This is a genomic window from Alkalibacillus salilacus, from assembly GCF_030812915.1.
Lineage (GTDB): Bacteria > Bacillota > Bacilli > Bacillales > Alkalibacillaceae > Alkalibacillus > Alkalibacillus salilacus.
In genome coordinates, this window is record NZ_JAUSTQ010000014.1 from 1 (window position 1) to 19,482 (window position 19,482).

General features: G+C 41.6%; 14 protein-coding genes. 13 read left to right on the forward strand and 1 reads right to left on the reverse strand.

Annotation, left to right across the window (positions count from 1 at the left end):
- Nucleotides 1-155: 155 nt before the first annotated feature.
- Nucleotides 156-1,325 carry a phospholipase D-like domain-containing protein gene (locus tag J2S77_RS12680; RefSeq protein WP_306977910.1) on the reverse strand — a complete coding sequence of 390 codons (1,170 nt, stop codon included), beginning with the start codon at nt 1,323-1,325 and terminating at the stop codon, nt 156-158.
- Nucleotides 1,326-1,506: 181 nt separating this feature from the next.
- Here J2S77_RS12680 and J2S77_RS12685 point away from each other — a divergent pair, with 181 nt between their 5' ends.
- The 13 genes from J2S77_RS12685 (at nt 1,507) to icmF (ending at nt 19,307) form a co-directional block, all read left to right on the forward strand.
- Nucleotides 1,507-3,624 carry a (Fe-S)-binding protein gene (locus tag J2S77_RS12685; RefSeq protein WP_306977913.1) on the forward strand — a complete coding sequence of 706 codons (2,118 nt, stop codon included), beginning with the start codon at nt 1,507-1,509 and terminating at the stop codon, nt 3,622-3,624.
- Between the two features lie 375 nt (nt 3,625-3,999).
- On the forward strand, nt 4,000-5,022 hold the full coding sequence (locus J2S77_RS12690; RefSeq protein ID WP_306977915.1) for an ABC transporter ATP-binding protein: 1,023 nt from the start codon (nt 4,000-4,002) through the stop codon (nt 5,020-5,022).
- On the forward strand, nt 5,003-5,935 hold the full coding sequence (locus J2S77_RS12695) for an ABC transporter ATP-binding protein (protein ID WP_306977916.1): 933 nt from the start codon (nt 5,003-5,005) through the stop codon (nt 5,933-5,935). Before J2S77_RS12690 ends, J2S77_RS12695 begins: the two co-directional genes overlap by 20 nt.
- Before the next feature lie 6 nt (nt 5,936-5,941).
- On the forward strand, nt 5,942-6,904 hold the full coding sequence (opp4B, locus tag J2S77_RS12700) for an oligopeptide ABC transporter permease (RefSeq protein ID WP_306977918.1): 963 nt from the start codon (nt 5,942-5,944) through the stop codon (nt 6,902-6,904).
- Nucleotides 6,905-6,927: 23 nt separating this feature from the next.
- Nucleotides 6,928-7,836: an ABC transporter permease gene (locus tag J2S77_RS12705; protein ID WP_306977920.1), complete on the forward strand. Its 909-nt coding sequence runs from the start codon at nt 6,928-6,930 to the stop codon at nt 7,834-7,836.
- 102 nt (nt 7,837-7,938) lie between these two features.
- Nucleotides 7,939-9,828 (forward strand): oligopeptide ABC transporter substrate-binding protein, encoded by a 1,890-nt coding sequence (gene opp4A / locus J2S77_RS12710; protein ID WP_306977922.1) that lies wholly within the window; start codon nt 7,939-7,941, stop codon nt 9,826-9,828.
- Nucleotides 9,829-10,102: 274 nt separating this feature from the next.
- Entirely contained in the window at nt 10,103-11,290 is a 1,188-nt protein-coding gene (locus J2S77_RS12715; RefSeq protein ID WP_306977924.1) for an acetyl-CoA C-acetyltransferase, read from the forward strand.
- A gap of 17 nt (nt 11,291-11,307) precedes the next feature.
- Nucleotides 11,308-12,159 (forward strand): 3-hydroxybutyryl-CoA dehydrogenase, encoded by an 852-nt coding sequence (locus J2S77_RS12720; protein WP_306977927.1) that lies wholly within the window; start codon nt 11,308-11,310, stop codon nt 12,157-12,159.
- A gap of 21 nt (nt 12,160-12,180) precedes the next feature.
- Nucleotides 12,181-13,320 carry an acyl-CoA dehydrogenase gene (locus tag J2S77_RS12725; protein WP_306977928.1) on the forward strand — a complete coding sequence of 380 codons (1,140 nt, stop codon included), beginning with the start codon at nt 12,181-12,183 and terminating at the stop codon, nt 13,318-13,320.
- A gap of 16 nt (nt 13,321-13,336) precedes the next feature.
- The gene (locus J2S77_RS12730; RefSeq protein WP_306977930.1) at nt 13,337-14,479 is read left to right on the forward strand and encodes an acyl-CoA dehydrogenase; all 1,143 of its coding nucleotides are present in this window, start codon (nt 13,337-13,339) and stop codon (nt 14,477-14,479) included.
- Between the two features lie 22 nt (nt 14,480-14,501).
- Complete coding sequence (gene meaB, locus J2S77_RS12735) at nt 14,502-15,443, forward strand: methylmalonyl Co-A mutase-associated GTPase MeaB (protein ID WP_306977932.1); 942 nt, start codon at nt 14,502-14,504, stop codon at nt 15,441-15,443.
- Complete coding sequence (locus J2S77_RS12740) at nt 15,436-16,077, forward strand: TetR/AcrR family transcriptional regulator (protein ID WP_306977933.1); 642 nt, start codon at nt 15,436-15,438, stop codon at nt 16,075-16,077. The genes meaB and J2S77_RS12740 overlap by 8 nt, the downstream gene beginning before the upstream one ends.
- On the forward strand, nt 16,077-19,307 hold the full coding sequence (gene icmF / locus J2S77_RS12745) for a fused isobutyryl-CoA mutase/GTPase IcmF (protein WP_306977935.1): 3,231 nt from the start codon (nt 16,077-16,079) through the stop codon (nt 19,305-19,307). The genes J2S77_RS12740 and icmF overlap by 1 nt, the downstream gene beginning before the upstream one ends.
- The last annotated feature ends 175 nt before the right edge of the window (nt 19,308-19,482 follow it).

Sequence of the window (19,482 nt, forward strand, 5' to 3'; positions counted from 1 at the left end):
AATACTCTCCTCCTGGTAATCGTTTTTGTGGTTGAAAACATTGTACCATGTGGAGAGGAAAATGACCCTTTTTACACAATTATATGGACTCTATCTCCTTCTATTTCCTTTATCCATTATAAATAATATCCCACAATTCAATACGAAATAAACATTTATAAATAGAAACGCAATACCCGAGCCAGGCACTTTTTGATATGAAACACCAAAGCATTAGGTGTTTTAAACCAAGCATCGTACAAGGGCATAGCGGCTCGAAGATCACGATTAAAATATCCTTGTACTGTTTTAACAGCGGTTTCATCCTTAATCAACATATTAACTTCTTCATTTAAATAAAGACTGCGTAAGTCAAAATTGGCTGTACCAACATCTGCTACTTTACCGTCAATAATCAAAGACTTCGCATGATAAAATCCTCGATAAAATAAATAAACGCTAGCTCCATATTTGGCCATTTCACGAAGATAAGGAGCGGATGCTTCTTTGACAAAGGGATGATCAGAATCGTGTGGGTACAAGATGTCGATATGGACGCCTGCTTTCAACTTCTCAATTAATAAAGCCTTAAGCTGTTTGCTTGGAATAAAATAAGGGCTACCAATCTGGATGGTCTCTTGGGCGGAATTAATTAGGTCTAGAAATGTAGATTCTAATGTTCCACCACTTGATGCAATTAGTTGCATTTGAGTATTTCCTCGATCTAGCTCGGTCTTAGGTAAGGTAATCGATTCTGAAGTATTATGACGCCAATCAAATATGAATTGATCCGATAAGTCCTCAATAATTTCTCCCGTCAATCGCATATGGTAATCACGCCAACGTGAGAATTGATCGCCTTGGTTAATATATTGATTACCTACATTAAATCCCCCTAAATAGCCTATATGTCCATCAATAACGGTAATTTTTCGGTGATTTCGCTCATTTATTGATTGAATAGGGTGTTTAATCGAAACCCGATTGCTATAAACGACTTGAACGCCAGCTTGTTTTAACGTTTCGATTTTATCTTTGGCTATTGTTCGTGACCCCATTTGATCAATGAGTAAATATACAGGGACACCAGAAGAGGCCTTCTCCTGCAAAACTGTTAAGATGTGGTGGCCGAATAAATCATTTTTTATAATGAAAAATTGCACACAAATCCAACTCTTAGCATTGCGAATATCTTCTATATAATGTTGGAATAAGCGATGACCATTGACGAAAAATGTCATATCACTATGTCGAACGGGATAGGTAGGTTCAGATTTAGATGAGTGACTGGTTTGAAGCCAAAGTGTGACTAATATAATGATAGCAATCGCGATTAACACCCACATAAACAGTTTCCTCCTTCTTGACTAGTTTTCGAAAAGGGTAGTGAATTATGCAAAAAGTCATTGACTGAATGCTCATTCAGTGTATAATAAATTATAAGAAAACTTGTTCAATTCTGACGCTCTCGTGTTAAAATGTTTATTATGAAAGCGGTCACAGGTAATACTACTAGGGGGGAGACAGATGGAAATGTTGTTATGGGTGAATTGGGTTGCATTTCTAGCGATTACAGTATATGCATTATTCTTGTTCGTCAAAGTGGTACGAACACGAATTGCTTACATTAAATTGGGTCGAAAAACAGAATTTGACCATGACGTGAAACAACGGCTAAAAGATATTGGTGTTTATGTATTTGGGCAGAAGAAACTGTTAAAAGATGCTAAATCAGGCGCCATTCACGTGATGATGTTTTACGGCTTTTTACTCGTGCAATTTGGGGCGATTGATTACATATGGAAAGGGCTAAATCCAGGATCGCATTTACCGTTTGGGATATTTTATCCAGGGTTCGTCTTTTTCCAAGAGCTTGTCACATTAACGATTTTGGTGGCTGTTGTATGGGCGTTCTACCGCCGTTACATCGAGAAGCTCGTTCGCTTAAAGCGCGGTTTTAAAGCTGGATTGGTCTTGATTTTCATCGGTACACTGATGGTCACGGTATTAGCAGGTAATGGTTTTGGCATGATTTGGCATGGTCATGAAGCGGCATGGACTGAGCCAGTTGCATCCGTTATAGCACTGGCCTTCTCTTGGGTGAGTCCGACTGTGGCCACTGTTTTATTCTATATTATGTGGTGGATTCACTTAGTGGCGTTACTTGCCTTTTTAGTTTATGTACCACAATCAAAACACGCTCACTTACTAGCAGGTCCAGCGAATGTTTACTTCAATCGCGATAAGAACCATGGTAAGCTTGAGCCGATTAATTTCGACATGGATGAAATGGAAGAATCGGATGAGGAACCATCATTCGGTGTCGGTAAAGTTGAAGATTTAAGTGATTTACAACTACTAGATTTATACGCCTGTGTTGAGTGTGGTCGTTGTACAGACGTTTGTCCATCATCAGTTTCAGGTAAAATGTTATCGCCAATGGATGTTTTAGTGAAAATCCGCGATCATTTAACTGAAAAAGGTGCTGCTGTAACAGGTCAAACACCGTGGGTTCCGTCTTATGCGTTTTCTGATGCGACAGGAAACCAAGTCGTCGACCCAAACAGCCCACTATCTAGTCAGGTGACAAGCAAAGAATTAATTGGTGATGTTGTCACAGAAGAAGAGCTTTGGGCGTGTACGACATGCCGTAACTGTGAAGACGCTTGTCCGGTAATGAACCAACACGTTGACACGATTATTGACCTTCGTCGTTACTTGGTGATGACAGAAGGTAAAATGGATCCTGAGGCGCAGCGAGCTATGACAAACATTGAACGCCAAGGTAATCCGTGGGGCTTATCGAAGAAAGACCGCGAAAATTGGCGTGAAGAAGACGAAACGTTAAACGTTCCAACAGTTAAAGAACTAGAAAAAGAAGGAGAAGAATTCGAATACTTATTCTGGGTTAGTTCAATGGGCTCTTACGATAATCGTAGCCAAAAAATTGCGATGGCCTTTGCCCGCTTGATGAACAAAGCAGGCATTAAATTTGCGATTTTAGGTAACAAAGAACGTAACTCTGGTGATACACCACGTCGTATGGGTAATGAGTTCTTATTCCAAGAATTAGCTGAGAAGAATATTAAAGAATTCGAGAAGAATGACATTAAGAAGATCGTAACTATCGATCCGCATGCTTATAATATTTTCAAAAATGAGTATCCAGATTTCGGTTTTGAAGCTGAAGTTTATCACCATACTGAACTTTTAGCAGAACTTATTAATGAAGGCCGCCTTGAACCGAAAGAAGCGGTCAATGAGAAGATCACCTTCCACGACTCTTGTTACTTAGGGCGTTATAATGAAGTTTATAACCCACCGCGTGATATTCTACAGTCCATTCCGGGAGTAGAATATGTCGAAATGAAACGAAACAAAGAGAATGGTATGTGCTGTGGCGCTGGTGGGGGTATGATGTGGATGGAAGAAACATCAGGTAACCGAATTAATGAGGCCCGTACAGAACAAGCGTTAGAAGTGAATCCAAATACTATTTCCAGTGGTTGCCCGTTCTGTTTAATGATGTTAACAGACGGAACAAAGGCCAAAGAAGTCGAAGAAGAAGTCACCACACAAGACGTAGCAGAAGTATTAGAACGCTCGATCTTTGGTGAAGAAGCAAAAGTAGAACAACCAGCATAATTCAATAAACCCTATATGGTTTTTTATATCCATATAGGGTTTTTTATACAAAGCTGTGAATGGTTATTCAAATGTCGTTAATTGTCGTGAAATTATTATACTAATTTAATAATTCTTCTACAAAAAATGGCTTGATTAATTAATAAACCATGATAAAATAAACGAATAAGAATTCAGAAAATAGAGTCAAATGACAATAAACTATATTTTTAGAAAATTAAAAAACATCTTGCTTTTCTAAAATTCATTCATTACAATAACAGTTATAAATTCAATTAACAGAATGATGACAATATTAAAGTTTTTTTAAGTTTAATTTTCAGAATTTACTATCAATAACAATCAGCAAGAAAATAATGATCAAGGGTGATGGTGTTGAGTCAGGAACTATTAAAGATTAATAATTTATCAACGTCGTTTCAGATCGACGAAGAATATTACGCGGCTGTTGATGACGTTTCATTAACGGTTCGAGAAAATGAAGTGCTAGCGATTGTAGGAGAATCAGGGTCAGGTAAAAGTGCCACAGCCTTCTCGATTATGGGTTTACACAATCGAGGGAAAATCGAAGGTGAAATGTTATTCCAAGGTCAAGACCTTGCTAAATTATCAACATCAGAAATGAATAAGATTCGTGGTAAAGACATGTCAATGATCTTCCAAGATCCTTTGACAGCTCTTAACCCACTGATGGAAATCGGCGTGCAAATCGGAGAAGTTTTATTATTACATAATAAGAACATGTCTAAGACAGAACGACGAAATTATGCAATCGAACTACTTGGTCGAGTAGGAATCCCGAGACCTGAACGTGTTGTTGACCAATTTCCACACGAATTATCTGGCGGTATGAGACAGCGTGTGATTATCGCGATTGCGATCGCTAATCAACCTAAGTTATTAATAGCAGACGAGCCGACAACGGCATTGGATGTGACCATTCAAGCTCAGATTCTTGACTTGATTCAAGAGCTAAAAGATGACCTGAATTCAGGGGTTATTTTAATCACCCACGACTTAGGGGTTGTTGCTGAAATGGCTGACCGTGTGGCTGTTATGTACGCGGGTCAAATCGTTGAAGAATCAGATGTTGAATCGGTTTTCGTTAATCCGCAGCATCCTTATACGCGATCGCTACTCAGTTCCATTCCAGCAACAGATTATGCACAAGATCGTTTACATGTGATTCAAGGAATTGTGCCATCACTTAAGCATTTACCACGTACTGGTTGCAGGTTTAAAGGACGAATACCTTGGATTGATGATGATGCCCATGAAGATCATCCAGTCTTACATGAAGTGAGCGAAGGCCACTTTGTGCGTTGTACGTGTTATCAGCATTTTTACTTCCCAGATGAGAACAAGGAGGACCAAGCAAATGGCGTTACTGAAGGTTGATGATCTAAAAATACACTTTCCTATTCATGGGGGAATATTAAACAGAAAAATTGATGAAGTTAAAGCCGTCGATGGCGTTTCATTTGAAGTGCGAGAAGGCGAAACATACGGCCTTGTTGGTGAGTCAGGTTCAGGTAAGACGACGACAGGGAAAGCGGTTATGGGATTGAATAATATTACGGATGGCGATATTTACTTTGAAGATAGTCATTTGAATGCTAAGAAAGGTAAAAAGGTTGATGTCCGTAATGATATTCAAATGATTTTCCAAGACCCGTATTCAAGTTTGAACCCAAGAAAACGGGTAATTGATATCGTTGCTGAACCGATTCGAAATTACGAAAAACTATCGAAGGATGAAGAGAAAAAACGGGTACAAGAGTTACTTGAACGCGTTGGAATCAGTTCAGACAGTATTATGAAATATCCACACGAATTCTCAGGTGGTCAACGGCAACGTATAGGTGTTGCCCGTGCGATTGCATTAAATCCAAAACTCATTATTGCAGATGAGCCTGTATCAGCCTTAGACGTTTCTGTTCAAGCTCAAGTGCTGAACTTCTTACAAGATATTCAAAAAGAAATGGATTTAACTTTATTCTTCATTGCTCACGACTTAGGCGTTATTAAACATATGTGTGACCGCATCGGCATTATGTATCAGGGCCGTTTGGTTGAAGAAGGATTAACAGAAGAAATTTTCAACAATCCGCAACACATTTACACGAAACGTCTAGTCGCGGCTATTCCAGACGTGGATCCACGAAACCGGGAGAAACATCGAGAATTTCGTGCGCAAATTAAAGAAGAATATCAGCAATCATTTTATGACTACTTTAATGAAGAAGGCTTGGCGTTTAACCTCAAGCAAATTACAGACACACACAAAGTAGCTTTACCAGAAAGAGGTTGATCGATTATGTGGAAATTTATCGTACGAAGATTAATCATAACATTGCCGCAGCTATTATTATTGAGTTTACTCGTGTTCTTTATGGCTTCGCTCATGCCAGGGGATGCCTTTACTAGCCAAATTGACCCAAGTCTTTCACAAGATGCGATTGAAGAACAACGTGAGCGTTTAGGTCTAAATGACCCATGGTATCAGCAATATGGCAGATGGGTTTCTGGTGTAGCTGAAGGTGACTTCGGGACATCAACAGCGCATTACCGACCAGTAACTGATTTGATTTGGGAGCGAATGATTAATACGATTTGGTTATCCTTATTATCTGTTATATTCATTTATGCGATTGGAATTCCTTTAGGTATTATTAGTGGTCGTTGGAATGATCGTTTAGTCGATCAAATCATAACAGGCTATACATACTTAGGGTTTGCGACACCAATCTTTATTTTCGCATTAGTTGTCCTGTTTTTCTTCGGATTTACACTAGGATGGTTCCCAACAGGTGGCTCTGTCGCCTCAGGACTAGAACCAGGATCGTTTGAATACATTGTTAGTAAGTTGCATCACTTATTATTACCAGCTTTATCGATTGCGTTAATCGGTGTGGTTGGTACAGTGCAATATTTACGTAGTGAGATTATAGACACGAAGCAAAAAGACTTTATTATTACAGCTAGAGCAAAAGGTGCACCAGAGTCTCGTGTATACAACCGTCATATCTTCCGTAACTCTGTTTTACCGATTGCAGCGTTTTTCGGTTATGAGATTACGATGCTTATTACTGGATCAGTCTTTGTTGAACAAATTTTCAGCTATCCAGGGATGGGTAACTTGTTTATCGAGTCAATTTTAATCCGTGACTTCCCAGTTGTAACGGCAGTCGTACTGCTATTCGGACTCGCGGCCATACTCGGTGCATTATTATCCGACATTATTTTAAGTATTGTTGATCCACGTATCCGTATTAAATAACAGAGTTGCAGGGGGTGAAACGAGTGAGTAATCAACAAACAGAGAAAGTCATTGAACAAAAAGTAGAAAAAAGTCCTTCTGGTTTATCGATTTTCTGGAAGGAAATTTTGAGGGATAAATTAGCGTTAGTATCATTATTATTTCTTGTATTAACGACGATTGCAGTATTCGGTGTATCAATATTACTAGATAAAGACGAAATTGTTCGAGTTGATCCGTTTGCGATTTATGAACCACCATCAGAACTATTTCTTTTAGGTACAGACCAAGGTGGTCGTGATATATTTGGTCAGTTAATTATCGGTACCCGTAACTCGTTATCAGTTGGTATCTTGGTAACGATCATGTCAGGGTTTATTGGAATTGTTTTTGGAGTCGTTTCAGGCTACTTTGGTGGTCATGTGGATAACGTCATGATGCGTATTGTTGACTTTTTCATGGTACTTCCAAACATTATGATTATTATCGTATTCGTTACGATTGTTCCAAAGTATAGTGTTATGACCTTCTCACTTGTGATGACAGCATTCTTATGGATGGGAATAGCGAGATTGATTAGGTCGAGGGCTTTACAGGAGAAAGAACTTGATTATGTCCAAGCATCCAGGACATTAGGTTCATCACATATGAAAATCATTTTTACACAAGTATTACCGAATATTATGTCACTGATTGTGGTGACGATGACGCTTAACTTAGCGGCAAACATCGGAATTGAATCGGGCCTATCATTCTTAGGTTTCGGATTCCCGCAAGATACTCCGAGTTTAGGAACATTACTGAGTTATGCGACTAACCCAACCACTTTAGAGCAACGCTGGTGGATTTGGGTACCAGCTGCCATTTTAATCTTAGTCTTAATGTTAGCCGTTCGTAACGTCGGTGAAGCATTAAAGCGTGCGGCAGATGCAAGACAACGCCGTGCATCCTAATTTTGATACAGTCGTTCGTCTCTTAATTGAGATGACGATTAGTATATATTTCATGTCAGTTAACCTGACAAACTACTTTAAGAAAAAAGGGGAGGTATTTACATGAGCAAATCTATTACGGGCAAACTGTTTTTTGTCCTAATGCTCGCTCTGTTCCTTGTTCTAGCTGCATGTGGCGGCGATGATGAAGGAAATGAAGAAGCCGGTGGTGGCTCAGAAGAAGGTTCAGAAGAATCAGAAGGAAGTGAAGGTGGCGAGGAAGATTCGGAAGGAAGCAGTGAAGAAGAGACTGATCCGGAAGATAAAATCTATGACATCGAGAATTTTCCAAACCAAACTTCAAATGAAGAAGATCCGATTGACGGTGGCCATTTAAACTTCGGACTTGTTTCCGATACAGTGTTTGAAGGTACGCTACAATATAACTTCTATTCAGGTGACCCTGACTCACAGATCCTGCAATTCATTGATGAAGCAATGCTAGGTATGGACACAGACCATACGTATAACAATGAAGGTCCAGCGACATTTGAAGCAAATGAAGAAGAAGGTTCAATTACGTTTGAAATTAAAGATGGCGTTAACTGGCACGATGGTGAACCAGTAACAGCTGAAGACTGGGTATATTCTTATGAAGTAATCGGACATCCTGATTATACAGGTGTTCGTTACGGTACAGTTGGTTTCACATTAATTGAAGGTATGGAAGAATATCATAATGGTGAAGCGGATGAAATCTCTGGAATCGAGATTCATGACGAAAAATCATTCACTATTAATTATGAGCGTCTAACACCATCATTAACTTCAGGTGGTATTTGGACATATGCAATGCCGAAACACGTATTTGAAGATATTCCTGTAGCTGATATGGCTGAAAGTGATCCAGTTCGCGAAAACCCAATCGGCATGGGACCATTCAAAGTTGATTCAATCGTACCAGGTGAATCAGTTGAGCTAACAGCGAATGAAGATTATTGGGACGGTGAACCGAACTTAGACGGTGTAACTGTTAAAGTTGTTAACCCGAACGTCGTTGCTCAAGAACTTGAAACTGGTGGGGTAGATGTTGTTGATGCATTCCCTGCAGACCAGTATCCAGAAAATTCAAACATGGAAAATGTTGAGTGGTTAGGTGATGTTGCTGGTTCTTACAGTTACATTGGCTTTAAACTAGGTGACTGGAATGCTGAAGAAAATAGAGTTAATTATAAGCCAGACGAAATGAAGATGGGAGACGTTGAACTACGTCGTGCAATGTGGTACGCAGTAGATAACAACGGTGTCGGTGAAAACTTCTATAATGGCTTGCGTTGGAATGCAACAACATTAATTACGCCATGGCATGAAAACTTCCATGACGAATCCATTGAAACACCGACTTATGATGCTGATGAAGCTAATCGCATTTTAGATGAAGCAGGTTATGAGGACACGAATGGTGATGGTATGCGTGAAACACCAGATGGTGAAGAATTAACAATTAACTTTGCTTCTATGTCAGGTGGCGAATCAGCTGAACCGATTGCAAACTACTACATGCAACAATGGGAACAAGTTGGTCTAGACGTACAATTAGTTGATGGTCGACTTCTTGAATTCAACCAGTTCTATGATCGCGTAGGTCAAACAGGTGAAGATGACCCTGCAATCGATATCTATGCAGGTGCATGGAGTGTTGGTTCTGACGTTGACCCAACAGGTCTATATGGACCTACACAAATCTTTAACTTCCCTCGTTATGAGAGCGAAGAAAATACTGAGCTTCTAGAGGATGGTATTTCTGAAGAAGCATTTGATCAAGAATATCGTAAAGAAGTTTACAGCGACTGGCAAGAACTAATGGTAGAGGAAATTCCAGTATTCCCTACACTATATCGTTCTGAAATCTATCCAGCTAACGAGCGTGTAACAAACTACGATATTACAAGATATGCGATTGAATGGCAAGATGTAGGCGTAACACAAGAAGAACCTGTTACAGCTGAATAATTAAGATGAATAAAAGCCGAGAGACTCAGTCTCTCGGCTTTTTCTTATGATGTATTTAAGTTTTAAATAATTGCACTGACTTAACTCAAAACTCCCCGAAGTTTTGAGTTAAGTCAGCTCATTTTTGAAATAAATAAGAGGATTTATTTCAAAAGTGAAGAACCAAAACCTTATTGAACAAAAATTATAAAAAATCTGCAAAATTGAACGAACGCTCAATCAATATATGTTATAATACATGATAGCGGTTACATAACGATAGAGGAGGTTTATTATGACAAAAACAGTCATTGTTGCAGGTGCTCGTACGCCGTTCGGTAAGTTCGGTGGCGCCTTAGCACCTTTAACAGCAGCTCAACTCGGAGGTATAGCGATTAAAGAGTCGCTGAAACGAGCGAATGTCGATGCAGCTGATGTGCAAGAAGTCATCATGGGATCAGTGCTTCAAGGTGGTCAAGGACAGCTACCATCACGGCAAGCGTTACGTGAAGCTGGTCTGCCGTGGGGTACGAAAACAGAGACGATTAACAAAGTTTGTGCATCAGGCATGCGCAGTGTCGCTTTAGGTGACATGCTCATTCGCCTCGGTGAAGAGGAGGTCATTGTCGCAGGTGGTATGGAAAGCATGAGCCAAGCGCCATATTTCATACCGAATGCACGATGGGGCTTCCGTATGGGGGATCAGAAAGTGAAAGACATGATGATTCATGATGGCCTAACATGCTCATTTGAAAATGTTCATATGGGAAGCTACGGTAATCGAACAGCTGATAAATTTAATCTATCACGTGAACAACAAGATGAATGGGCAGCGCGCAGTCATGAACGCGCAGTTCAAGCAACAAAAGACGGTAAATTAGCTGATGAAATCGCGACTGTCGAAGTTCCACAACGGAAAAAAGATCCGATTCAAGTGACGGAAGATGAAGCACCACGTGAAGATACCACAGCCGAGAGCTTAGCTAAACTAAAACCTGCTTTCGATAAAGATGGCACGATCACAGCAGGGAATGCACCTGGTGTTAACGATGGTGCCGCTTCAATGGTCTTAATGTCAGAAGACAAAGCCAATCAAACTGGGCAAACGCCTCTTGCAACGATTTTAGGTCATGAAGAAGTGGCAGTTGAAGCTGAGCGTTTTCCAGAGACCCCAGGTATTGTGATTAACAACTTACTTGAAAAGACAGGTTATTCTAAAGACGATATCGACCTATTTGAAGTGAACGAAGCATTTGCGGCTGTATCACTTGCGAGTAGTGAGATCGCGGGACTTGATCCAGCAAAAGTTAACGTTAACGGTGGTGCCGTTGCCTTAGGTCACCCGATCGGCGCAAGTGGCGCGCGTATTATTCTAACTTTAGCCTACGAATTAAAACGTCGCGGAGGCGGATTAGGTATTGCGTCCATCTGCTCAGGAGGCGGCCAAGGTGACGCCTTATTAATCGAAGTACCGAAGCAATAATTGAAGGAGGAATCGGCATGGCAGTTCAAAACATTATGGTCGTTGGAGCTGGCCAAATGGGGGCAGGGATTGCTCAAGTTTTTGCCCAAGCTGGCTTCGACGTGAAACTAAATGATATCTCAGAAGAATCATTAACAAAAGGCTATCAAGGCATCGAAAAGCGACTTGATCGACAAATCGAAAAAGAACGCATCACAGCTGATGATAAGACGAACACGTTGAACCAAATTCAGACAACGTCAGATATCAATGCTGCGAGTGATCGGGATTTAATTATTGAAGCGGTCGTCGAGACGATGGAAGTCAAAACAAAGGTTTTTCAAAAACTTGATGAAGTCGCACCACAACACGCGATTTTAGCGACGAATACATCATCTTTACCCATTACGGATATCGCAGCGGTAACTAATCGTCCTGAACAAGTAATCGGCATGCACTTTATGAATCCGGTGCCAGTGATGAAGCTCGTTGAAGTGATTCGTGCGATTCAGACAAGTGACGCATCTTATCAAACGATTCAAGAAGCAACTGAAAAGCTCGGTAAAACACCAGTTGAAGTGAATGACTATCCTGGTTTTATTTCTAACCGTGTCTTGATGCCAATGATTAACGAAGCGATTTATACAGTCTTTGAAGGTGTTGCGAAACCTGAAGATGTTGATAGTGTCATGAAGCTTGGTATGAATCATCCCATGGGACCGCTTCAACTCGCTGATTTCATTGGATTAGATACATGTCTCTACATTATGGAAATTTTACACGAAGGCTTCGGCGACAGTAAGTATCGTCCGTGCCCACTGTTGCGTAAATACGTGAGTGCGGGGTGGTTAGGCAAGAAGTCAGGTCGTGGTTTTTACGTCTATGATTAAGGTGAGCAGGAGGAACCCCTCATGAATTTGCAGTTTACAGAAGAACAAATGATGATGCGCAAGATGGTGCGAGATTTCGCTCAGCAAGAAGTCGCGCCAGCTGTCGAACAGATGGAAAGAGAAGACCGTTTTCCTCAAGAATTACTCGCAAAAATGAGCGAACTAGGACTACTTGGGATTCCGATCAGTGAAGAACGTGGTGGAGCAGGTATGGATTACACGTCTTATATAATCGCGATTCACGAATTGTCGAAAGTGAGTGCGACGCTAGGCGTGATTTTATCCGTGCACACGTCAGTTGGGACTTTTCCGATTTTGAAATTTGGTACAGAAAAACAAATTAATCACTATATCCCGAAATTAGCTTCGGGCGAATATCTTGGTGCTTTTGCTTTAACCGAACCTCAGGCTGGTAGTGATGCTAGTAATTTGAAAACAAAAGCCGTTAAAGATGGCGATGATTACATCCTAAGCGGCTCAAAAGTGTTTATGACAAATGGTGGATTTGCGACGACCTATATCGTGTTTGCTAATACGAACCCAGAACTCGGGCATAAAGGGGTATCCGCATTTATCGTTGAAGATGGAACTCCAGGCTTTGAAATCGGAAAAGCCGAGGAAAAAATGGGCTTACATGGATCGAGTACTGTTTCATTAGCATTTGATCAGTGTCGCGTCCATCAATCACAAATGCTCGGCGAAGAGGGAGAAGGCTTTAAGATCGCGATGGCGAACTTAAATATCGGTCGAATCGGGATTGCGGCTCAAGCTCTCGGTATTGCAGAAGCGTCATTTGAAGCAGCGACGGACTATGCGAAAGAACGTGAACAATTCGGTAAGCCGATCGCGAAACATCAAGGTGTGTCATTTAAACTGGCAGACATGGCGACAGCGGTTGAATCTGCGAAACTATTAGTCTATAACGCTGCTTCAACGTATGAAGCTGGAGAAGATGCGAGTATGCAAGCGTCGATGGCGAAGAAATTCGCATCACAAACAGCAATGGACACAGCGATCGAAGCTGTTCAAGTCTTCGGTGGCTATGGTTACACGAAAGACTATCCTGTTGAGCGTTATTTCCGTGACTCAAAAATTACTCAAATCTACGAAGGAACGACCGAAGTCCAGAACATGGTCATCAGTCGTCAGTTGCTGAAATAAAAGGAGGAAACAATAGATGAATTTTCAACTATCTGAAGAACAACAAATGTTACGAAAAATGGTCCGCGATTTTGCAGTCAATGAAGTTGAACCAACGGCGGCAGAACGAGACGAAGAAGAACGCTTTGACCGCGGCATTTTTGATCAAATGGCCGAACTTGGTCTAACTGGGATTCCGTGGCCAGAAGAATACGGCGGTATTGGCTCAGATTTCGTCAGTTATGCGATTGCTGTTGAAGAACTATCACGCGTTTGTGCATCAACGGGTGTAACTCTATCAGCCCATATTTCCCTAGCGAGCTGGCCAATCTACACATACGGTAACGAAGAACAAAAACAAAACTTCCTGCAACGTCTAGCAACTGGTGAAGCTTTAGGGGCTTACGCCTTATCTGAGCCTGGCGCAGGTAGTGACGTGTCATCCATGAAGACAACGGCGAAACTTGATGGCGATGAATACGTGCTTAACGGTTCAAAAGTATGGATCACCAATGGTGGTGTTGCTGATATTTATGTCGTGTTTGCGAAAACAGACATGGATGCGAAACATAAAGGCATTTCCGCATTTATCGTTGAAAAAGGAACAGAAGGCTTTAGTTTTGGTAAAAAAGAAGAGAAACTGGGAATCCGTTCGTCACCAACAACTGAACTAATCTTCGAAAATTGCCGTATTCCAAAAGAGAATATGCTAGGCGCTGAAGGTGACGGCTTCAAGATTGCGATGACAACACTAGATGGTGGTCGTAACGGCATCGCAGCTCAAGCGGTCGGGATTGCTCAAGGCGCGCTTGATAAAGCGACGGATTATGCGAAAGAGCGCGAACAGTTTGGTAAACCGATTGCGAAAAATCAAGGGATTTCGTTTAAGCTTGCTGATATGGCAACCAATATCGAAGCATCTCGTCTATTGACCTATCAAGCGGCTTATAACGAATCAGAAGGTTTGCCGTATCAGAAAGAATCTGCGATGGCGAAATTATTTGCTGGTGATACAGCGATGAACGTCACAGTTGAAGCTGTTCAAGTTTATGGTGGTTATGGTTACACGAAAGATTATCCGGTTGAGCGTTATATGCGCGATGCGAAAATTACGCAAATTTATGAAGGCACACAAGAAATTCAACGTCTTGTCGTTGGCCGCATGGTAACGAAAGACTAATAGATCGAAAGGAAGGACTCATATGGAGCAACTGGCAGAACGAATCGCAAAACAAGATCAGCGCGCATTAGCCCGAGCGATTACCATGGTGGAAAATGATCACCCAGAGAAATTGGCGCTCTTAAGTGCGATTAATCAGCGTAAGCAAGGGTCTCATTACGTTGGAATCACGGGCTCACCTGGCGCTGGGAAAAGCTCGCTGCTTGATCATCTTGTGACCCATTTACGTGAGCAAGACAAAACAGTTGCGATTATCGCCGTTGATCCGACGAGTCCCTTTAGTGGTGGTGCGCTTCTTGGCGATCGAGTCCGCATGCATAAACATTTCACTGATGAACAAGTGTTTATTCGAAGTATGGCAACGCGTGGTAGTCTTGGCGGCTTGGCACGTGCAACAAAGGACGCGATCCGGGCGTGTGATGCGTATGGGTTTGATTATATTTTTGTTGAAACAGTCGGCGTTGGCCAATCAGAACTCGATATTATGAAAGTGGTTGATACAACTGCTGTTGTGCTAACGCCGAATTCAGGCGATGTGATGCAAGTGTTTAAAGCAGGCATTATGGAAATTGCCGATTTATTTATTATTAACAAAGCTGACTTGCCTGGTGTTCGTCAATTGAAAAATCAGCTGTATGACATGATTCATATGGTCGGTTACGAACAGTTTGAACCACGAGTGATCGAAGCTGTTTCGACGAATGAGCCTAAAGGTTTTGATAAAATGGTGCGTGCTTTCGAGCAGCACAGAGATTATTTAGAAACTTCTGAAGCAGGTATCAAGAAACGCCAAGAACAATTGAAGCATGAAGTTTACGATTTAATTCATGATGCTGTGTATAAAGATGTGGTTCACATGGTTGAAAATGATGAGAAGCTATTGTATGAATTAGACAACGTAACAGACCCTTATCAACTAGCTGATCAATGGCTAAGAGCGTGGAAGGGGGCAGGTGATGGTTAAAGAAATAAGTTCATCCATTAAAGACGAAACATTGATTCAAAAACGGCGAGCTCAACTGCAAAAAGGTGCAGTGACGCTATTTAAAGATAAAGGATTTCACCGGGCGACGACACGGGAGATCGCTAAAGCGGCCGGTTTTAGTATCGGCACGCTCTATGAATATATTCGGACGAAAGAAGACGTGCTATTTCTCGTCTGTGATGCGATTTACGATGAAGTGAAGTCGCGTATGGAATCGGTCATTGATACCAATGAAACGTCAGAAGATGCGCTTTATCAAGCGGTCAAGTCGTATTTCCATGTGATGGATGATCTACAAGATGAAGTGTTGATTTTGTATCAAGAATTAAAGGCCTTACCAAAAGATGCACAAGATTATGTTTTGAATAAAGAAATCGAAATGATGCAGTTGTTTGAACGAATTTTAACTAATAATTATCCATCAGTTTTAAGTGAACGAGACATAGTGCTAATGGCGAATAACATTTTTATTCAAGGACAAATGTGGGGCTTTCGACGTTGGACTCTACAGAAGACTTTTACATTAGAGGACTATACGAATCTTCAATTTAAATGGTTAACAAACCAATTGTCGTATGAAGCTTATAATCAAAAGCAAGGAGGCGTGTCATAATGCAGCAAGTGGAAGCATATCAAGTCAAAAATCCTGTAAGGTTTGTAACAGCATCAAGTTTATTCGACGGGCATGATGCATCGATTAATATTATGCGACGAATATTGCAAGCGAGCGGTGCAGAGGTTATTCATTTAGGGCATAATCGCTCAGTCGAAGCAGTGGTGAACGCGGCGATTCAAGAAGACGCACAAGGAATAGCGATTTCGTCTTATCAGGGAGGTCATGTCGAATATTTCAAATACATGGTCGACTTATTAAATGAAAAAGGCGCGGGTCATATCCGTGTTTACGGCGGTGGTGGCGGTGTTATTTTGCCACGTGAAATTAAAGAACTTCATGAATATGGTGTCGCACGTATCTTTTCGCCTGAAGATGGTCGTGAAACAGGGCTTCAGGGCATGATTAATACGATGTTAGAAGAGTGCGATCACCCAACGCCGATTGAATTAGAAGCAGATGCGAAAGCTGCGAAAGATGGCGACAATCAAGCAGTTGCTAGGTTAATTACCCATGTGGAAAATGGATCGGTTTCAAGTGAAGAGTTAGATCGACTGCTAGCGATTGACGGGTCAAGTGTACCTGTTATGGGGATTACCGGAACAGGTGGTGCTGGTAAAAGTTCCCTAACCGATGAATTAATTCGTCGCTTTTTAAACGAAGTTCCTGATAAGAAAATTGCGGTTATTTCAGTCGACCCAACGAAGAAGAAAACGGGCGGCGCATTGCTTGGTGATCGAATTCGCATGAATGCGATTTTTGATTCGCGTGTTTACATGCGTTCACTTGCCACGCGTGATTCGAAAAGTGAGTTGTCGAAAGCAATTACCGATGCGATTAATGTCACGAAAGCGGCGCATTTTGATTTTATTATTGTTGAGACGAGCGGTATCGGGCAAGGTGACGCCGAAATCACCGAAATTACGGACTTGTCGATGTATGTGATGACAGCTGAATTCGGTGCACCTTCACAGCTTGAGAAGATCGACATGATCGATTTTGCTGACTTTATTGTCATTAATAAATTCGAACAAAAAGGCTCTGATGATGCACTTAAACAAGTCCGCAAACAGTACGAGCGTAGTCATATGTTATTTCATGAAGACCATGCGACATTCCCGGTTTTTGGAACGATCGCGAGCCAGTTTAACGATGCGGGCACGAACACCTTATTTGCTGCCATGATTGAAACATTAAATGAGCGTTATGATTGGAATGTTGAAGTGCCGTTTGATACGAGTGTGAAAATTGCTGAGAAGCAAAACTTAATCATTCCACCTGAGCGTCGTCAGTACTTACGTGATATTGCTGAAACGGTTCGTGGTTATAAAGAACATGCGCGTCGTCAAAGTGAGCTCGCAAGTAAAGTCTATCAGTTGAAGGGGACAAAAGATGAACTCGCGGGTCACGAAATTGATGCGCTTGATCAGCTGATTGCCGATTATGAACAACAATTAGATTTAGAAAGTACGAAAAAGTTAGCTGATTATGATCAATTCCAAGAAACGTATTCTCAGGACGAAATGAGTTATGAAGTACGCGGTAAAGAATTCAAAGTCGAGATGAACACAGAAAGTTTGTCAGGTATTAAGATTCCTAAAGTCGCACTTCCGAATTATCAAGACTGGGGCGATCGCTTGCAGTTTATGATGCTTGAGAATCTACCAGGCTATTTCCCTTATACGGCTGGTGTGTTCCCGTTCAAGCGTCGCGGTGAAGATCCGACTCGTCAGTTCGCGGGTGAAGGAACGCCAGAGCGGACAAATCGTCGTTTTCATTACTTATCCGAGAATGAACCAGCGAAACGTTTGAGTACAGCGTTTGACTCGGTCACACTTTACGGTGAAGATCCGGATGAGCGTCCAGATATTTACGGTAAAGTCGGCGAATCAGGTGTCAGTATTTGTACAGTTGAGGATATGAAGAAACTGTATGACGGTTTTGATTTAAGTGATCCGAAGACCTCGGTATCGATGACCATTAATGGACCAGCGCCGATCATTTTAGCGATGTTCTTTAATGCAGCTGTGGATCAGCAAGTCGAGAAGTTTAAAGAAGAAAATGGTCGTGAGCCGAGCGCGGAAGAACATGAGCATTTGAAGGCAGAAACAATTTCAGTTGTACGCGGAACAGTTCAGGCTGATATTTTGAAAGAAGATCAAGGTCAAAACACATGTATCTTCTCAACCGAGTTTGCCCTGCGGATGATGGGTGATATTCAAGAATATTTTATCGAGCAAGATGTGAAGAACTACTATTCCGTGTCTATCTCGGGCTATCATATTGCTGAAGCGGGTGCGAATCCAATTAGTCAGCTGGCGTTCACATTGGCGAACGGCTTTACGTATGTCGAATATTACTTAAGTCGCGGCATGGATATTAATAAATTTGCACCAAACCTGTCGTTCTTCTTCTCGAATGGTCTGGATCCTGAGTATACCGTGATTGGTCGTGTCGCTCGCAGGATTTGGGCTGTCGCGATGCGTGATAAATATGGCGCAGACGACCGTAGCCAGAAATTGAAGTACCATATTCAAACATCTGGCCGTTCACTGCACGCACAAGAAGTCGACTTTAATGATATTCGCACGACGCTTCAAGCGTTACTTGCGATTCAAGATAATACAAACTCGCTACACACGAATGCGTATGACGAAGCGATCACGACACCGACAGAAGAATCAGTGCGTCGTGCGATGGCAATTCAGATGATTATTAGCAAAGAATTCGGCTTGACGAAGACGGAAAACTCCCTGCAAGGTTCGTATATTTTAGAAGAACTAACGGACCTTGTTGAAGAAGCTGTTTTAGCTGAATTCGAAAGTCTGAATGAACGTGGTGGCGTGCTCGGCGCTATGGAACGTCAATATCAACGCGGTAAAATCCAAGAAGAGTCACTCTATTATGAAGGAAAGAAGCACTCGGGCGAACTACCGATCGTTGGCGTTAACACGTATCAAAATCCAAACCCGCCATCTGAAGATGACATCAACTCGATGGAAGTCGCTCGTGCGTCACAAGAAGAAAAGCAAGGACAAATCAAAAACTTACGCGATTTCCAAGCCCGAAATGCGGCGGAAGCTGAAGTGGCTTTAGCACGATTGAAAGAAGTCGCTGCATCAGGCGGCAATATATTTGCGGAACTAATGGATACCGTCAAAGTCGCAAGCCTTGGTCAAATTACCAACGCCCTATACGAAGTCGGTGGCCAATATCGTCGCAATATGTAAAAGCTTTTAACTAAGTCGTGGGATTCGACCAGGGTCGAATCCTACGATTTTTTAATTTAATGGAGATTTAGTGTGGGAATGGGGATCAGCGAGTTCAGCGATGAGTAGGAAGAAGTGAGTCGCCGATATTTTTGGTATATCAGCGATTTCGTATATAATAGCGCCGATAATTAAG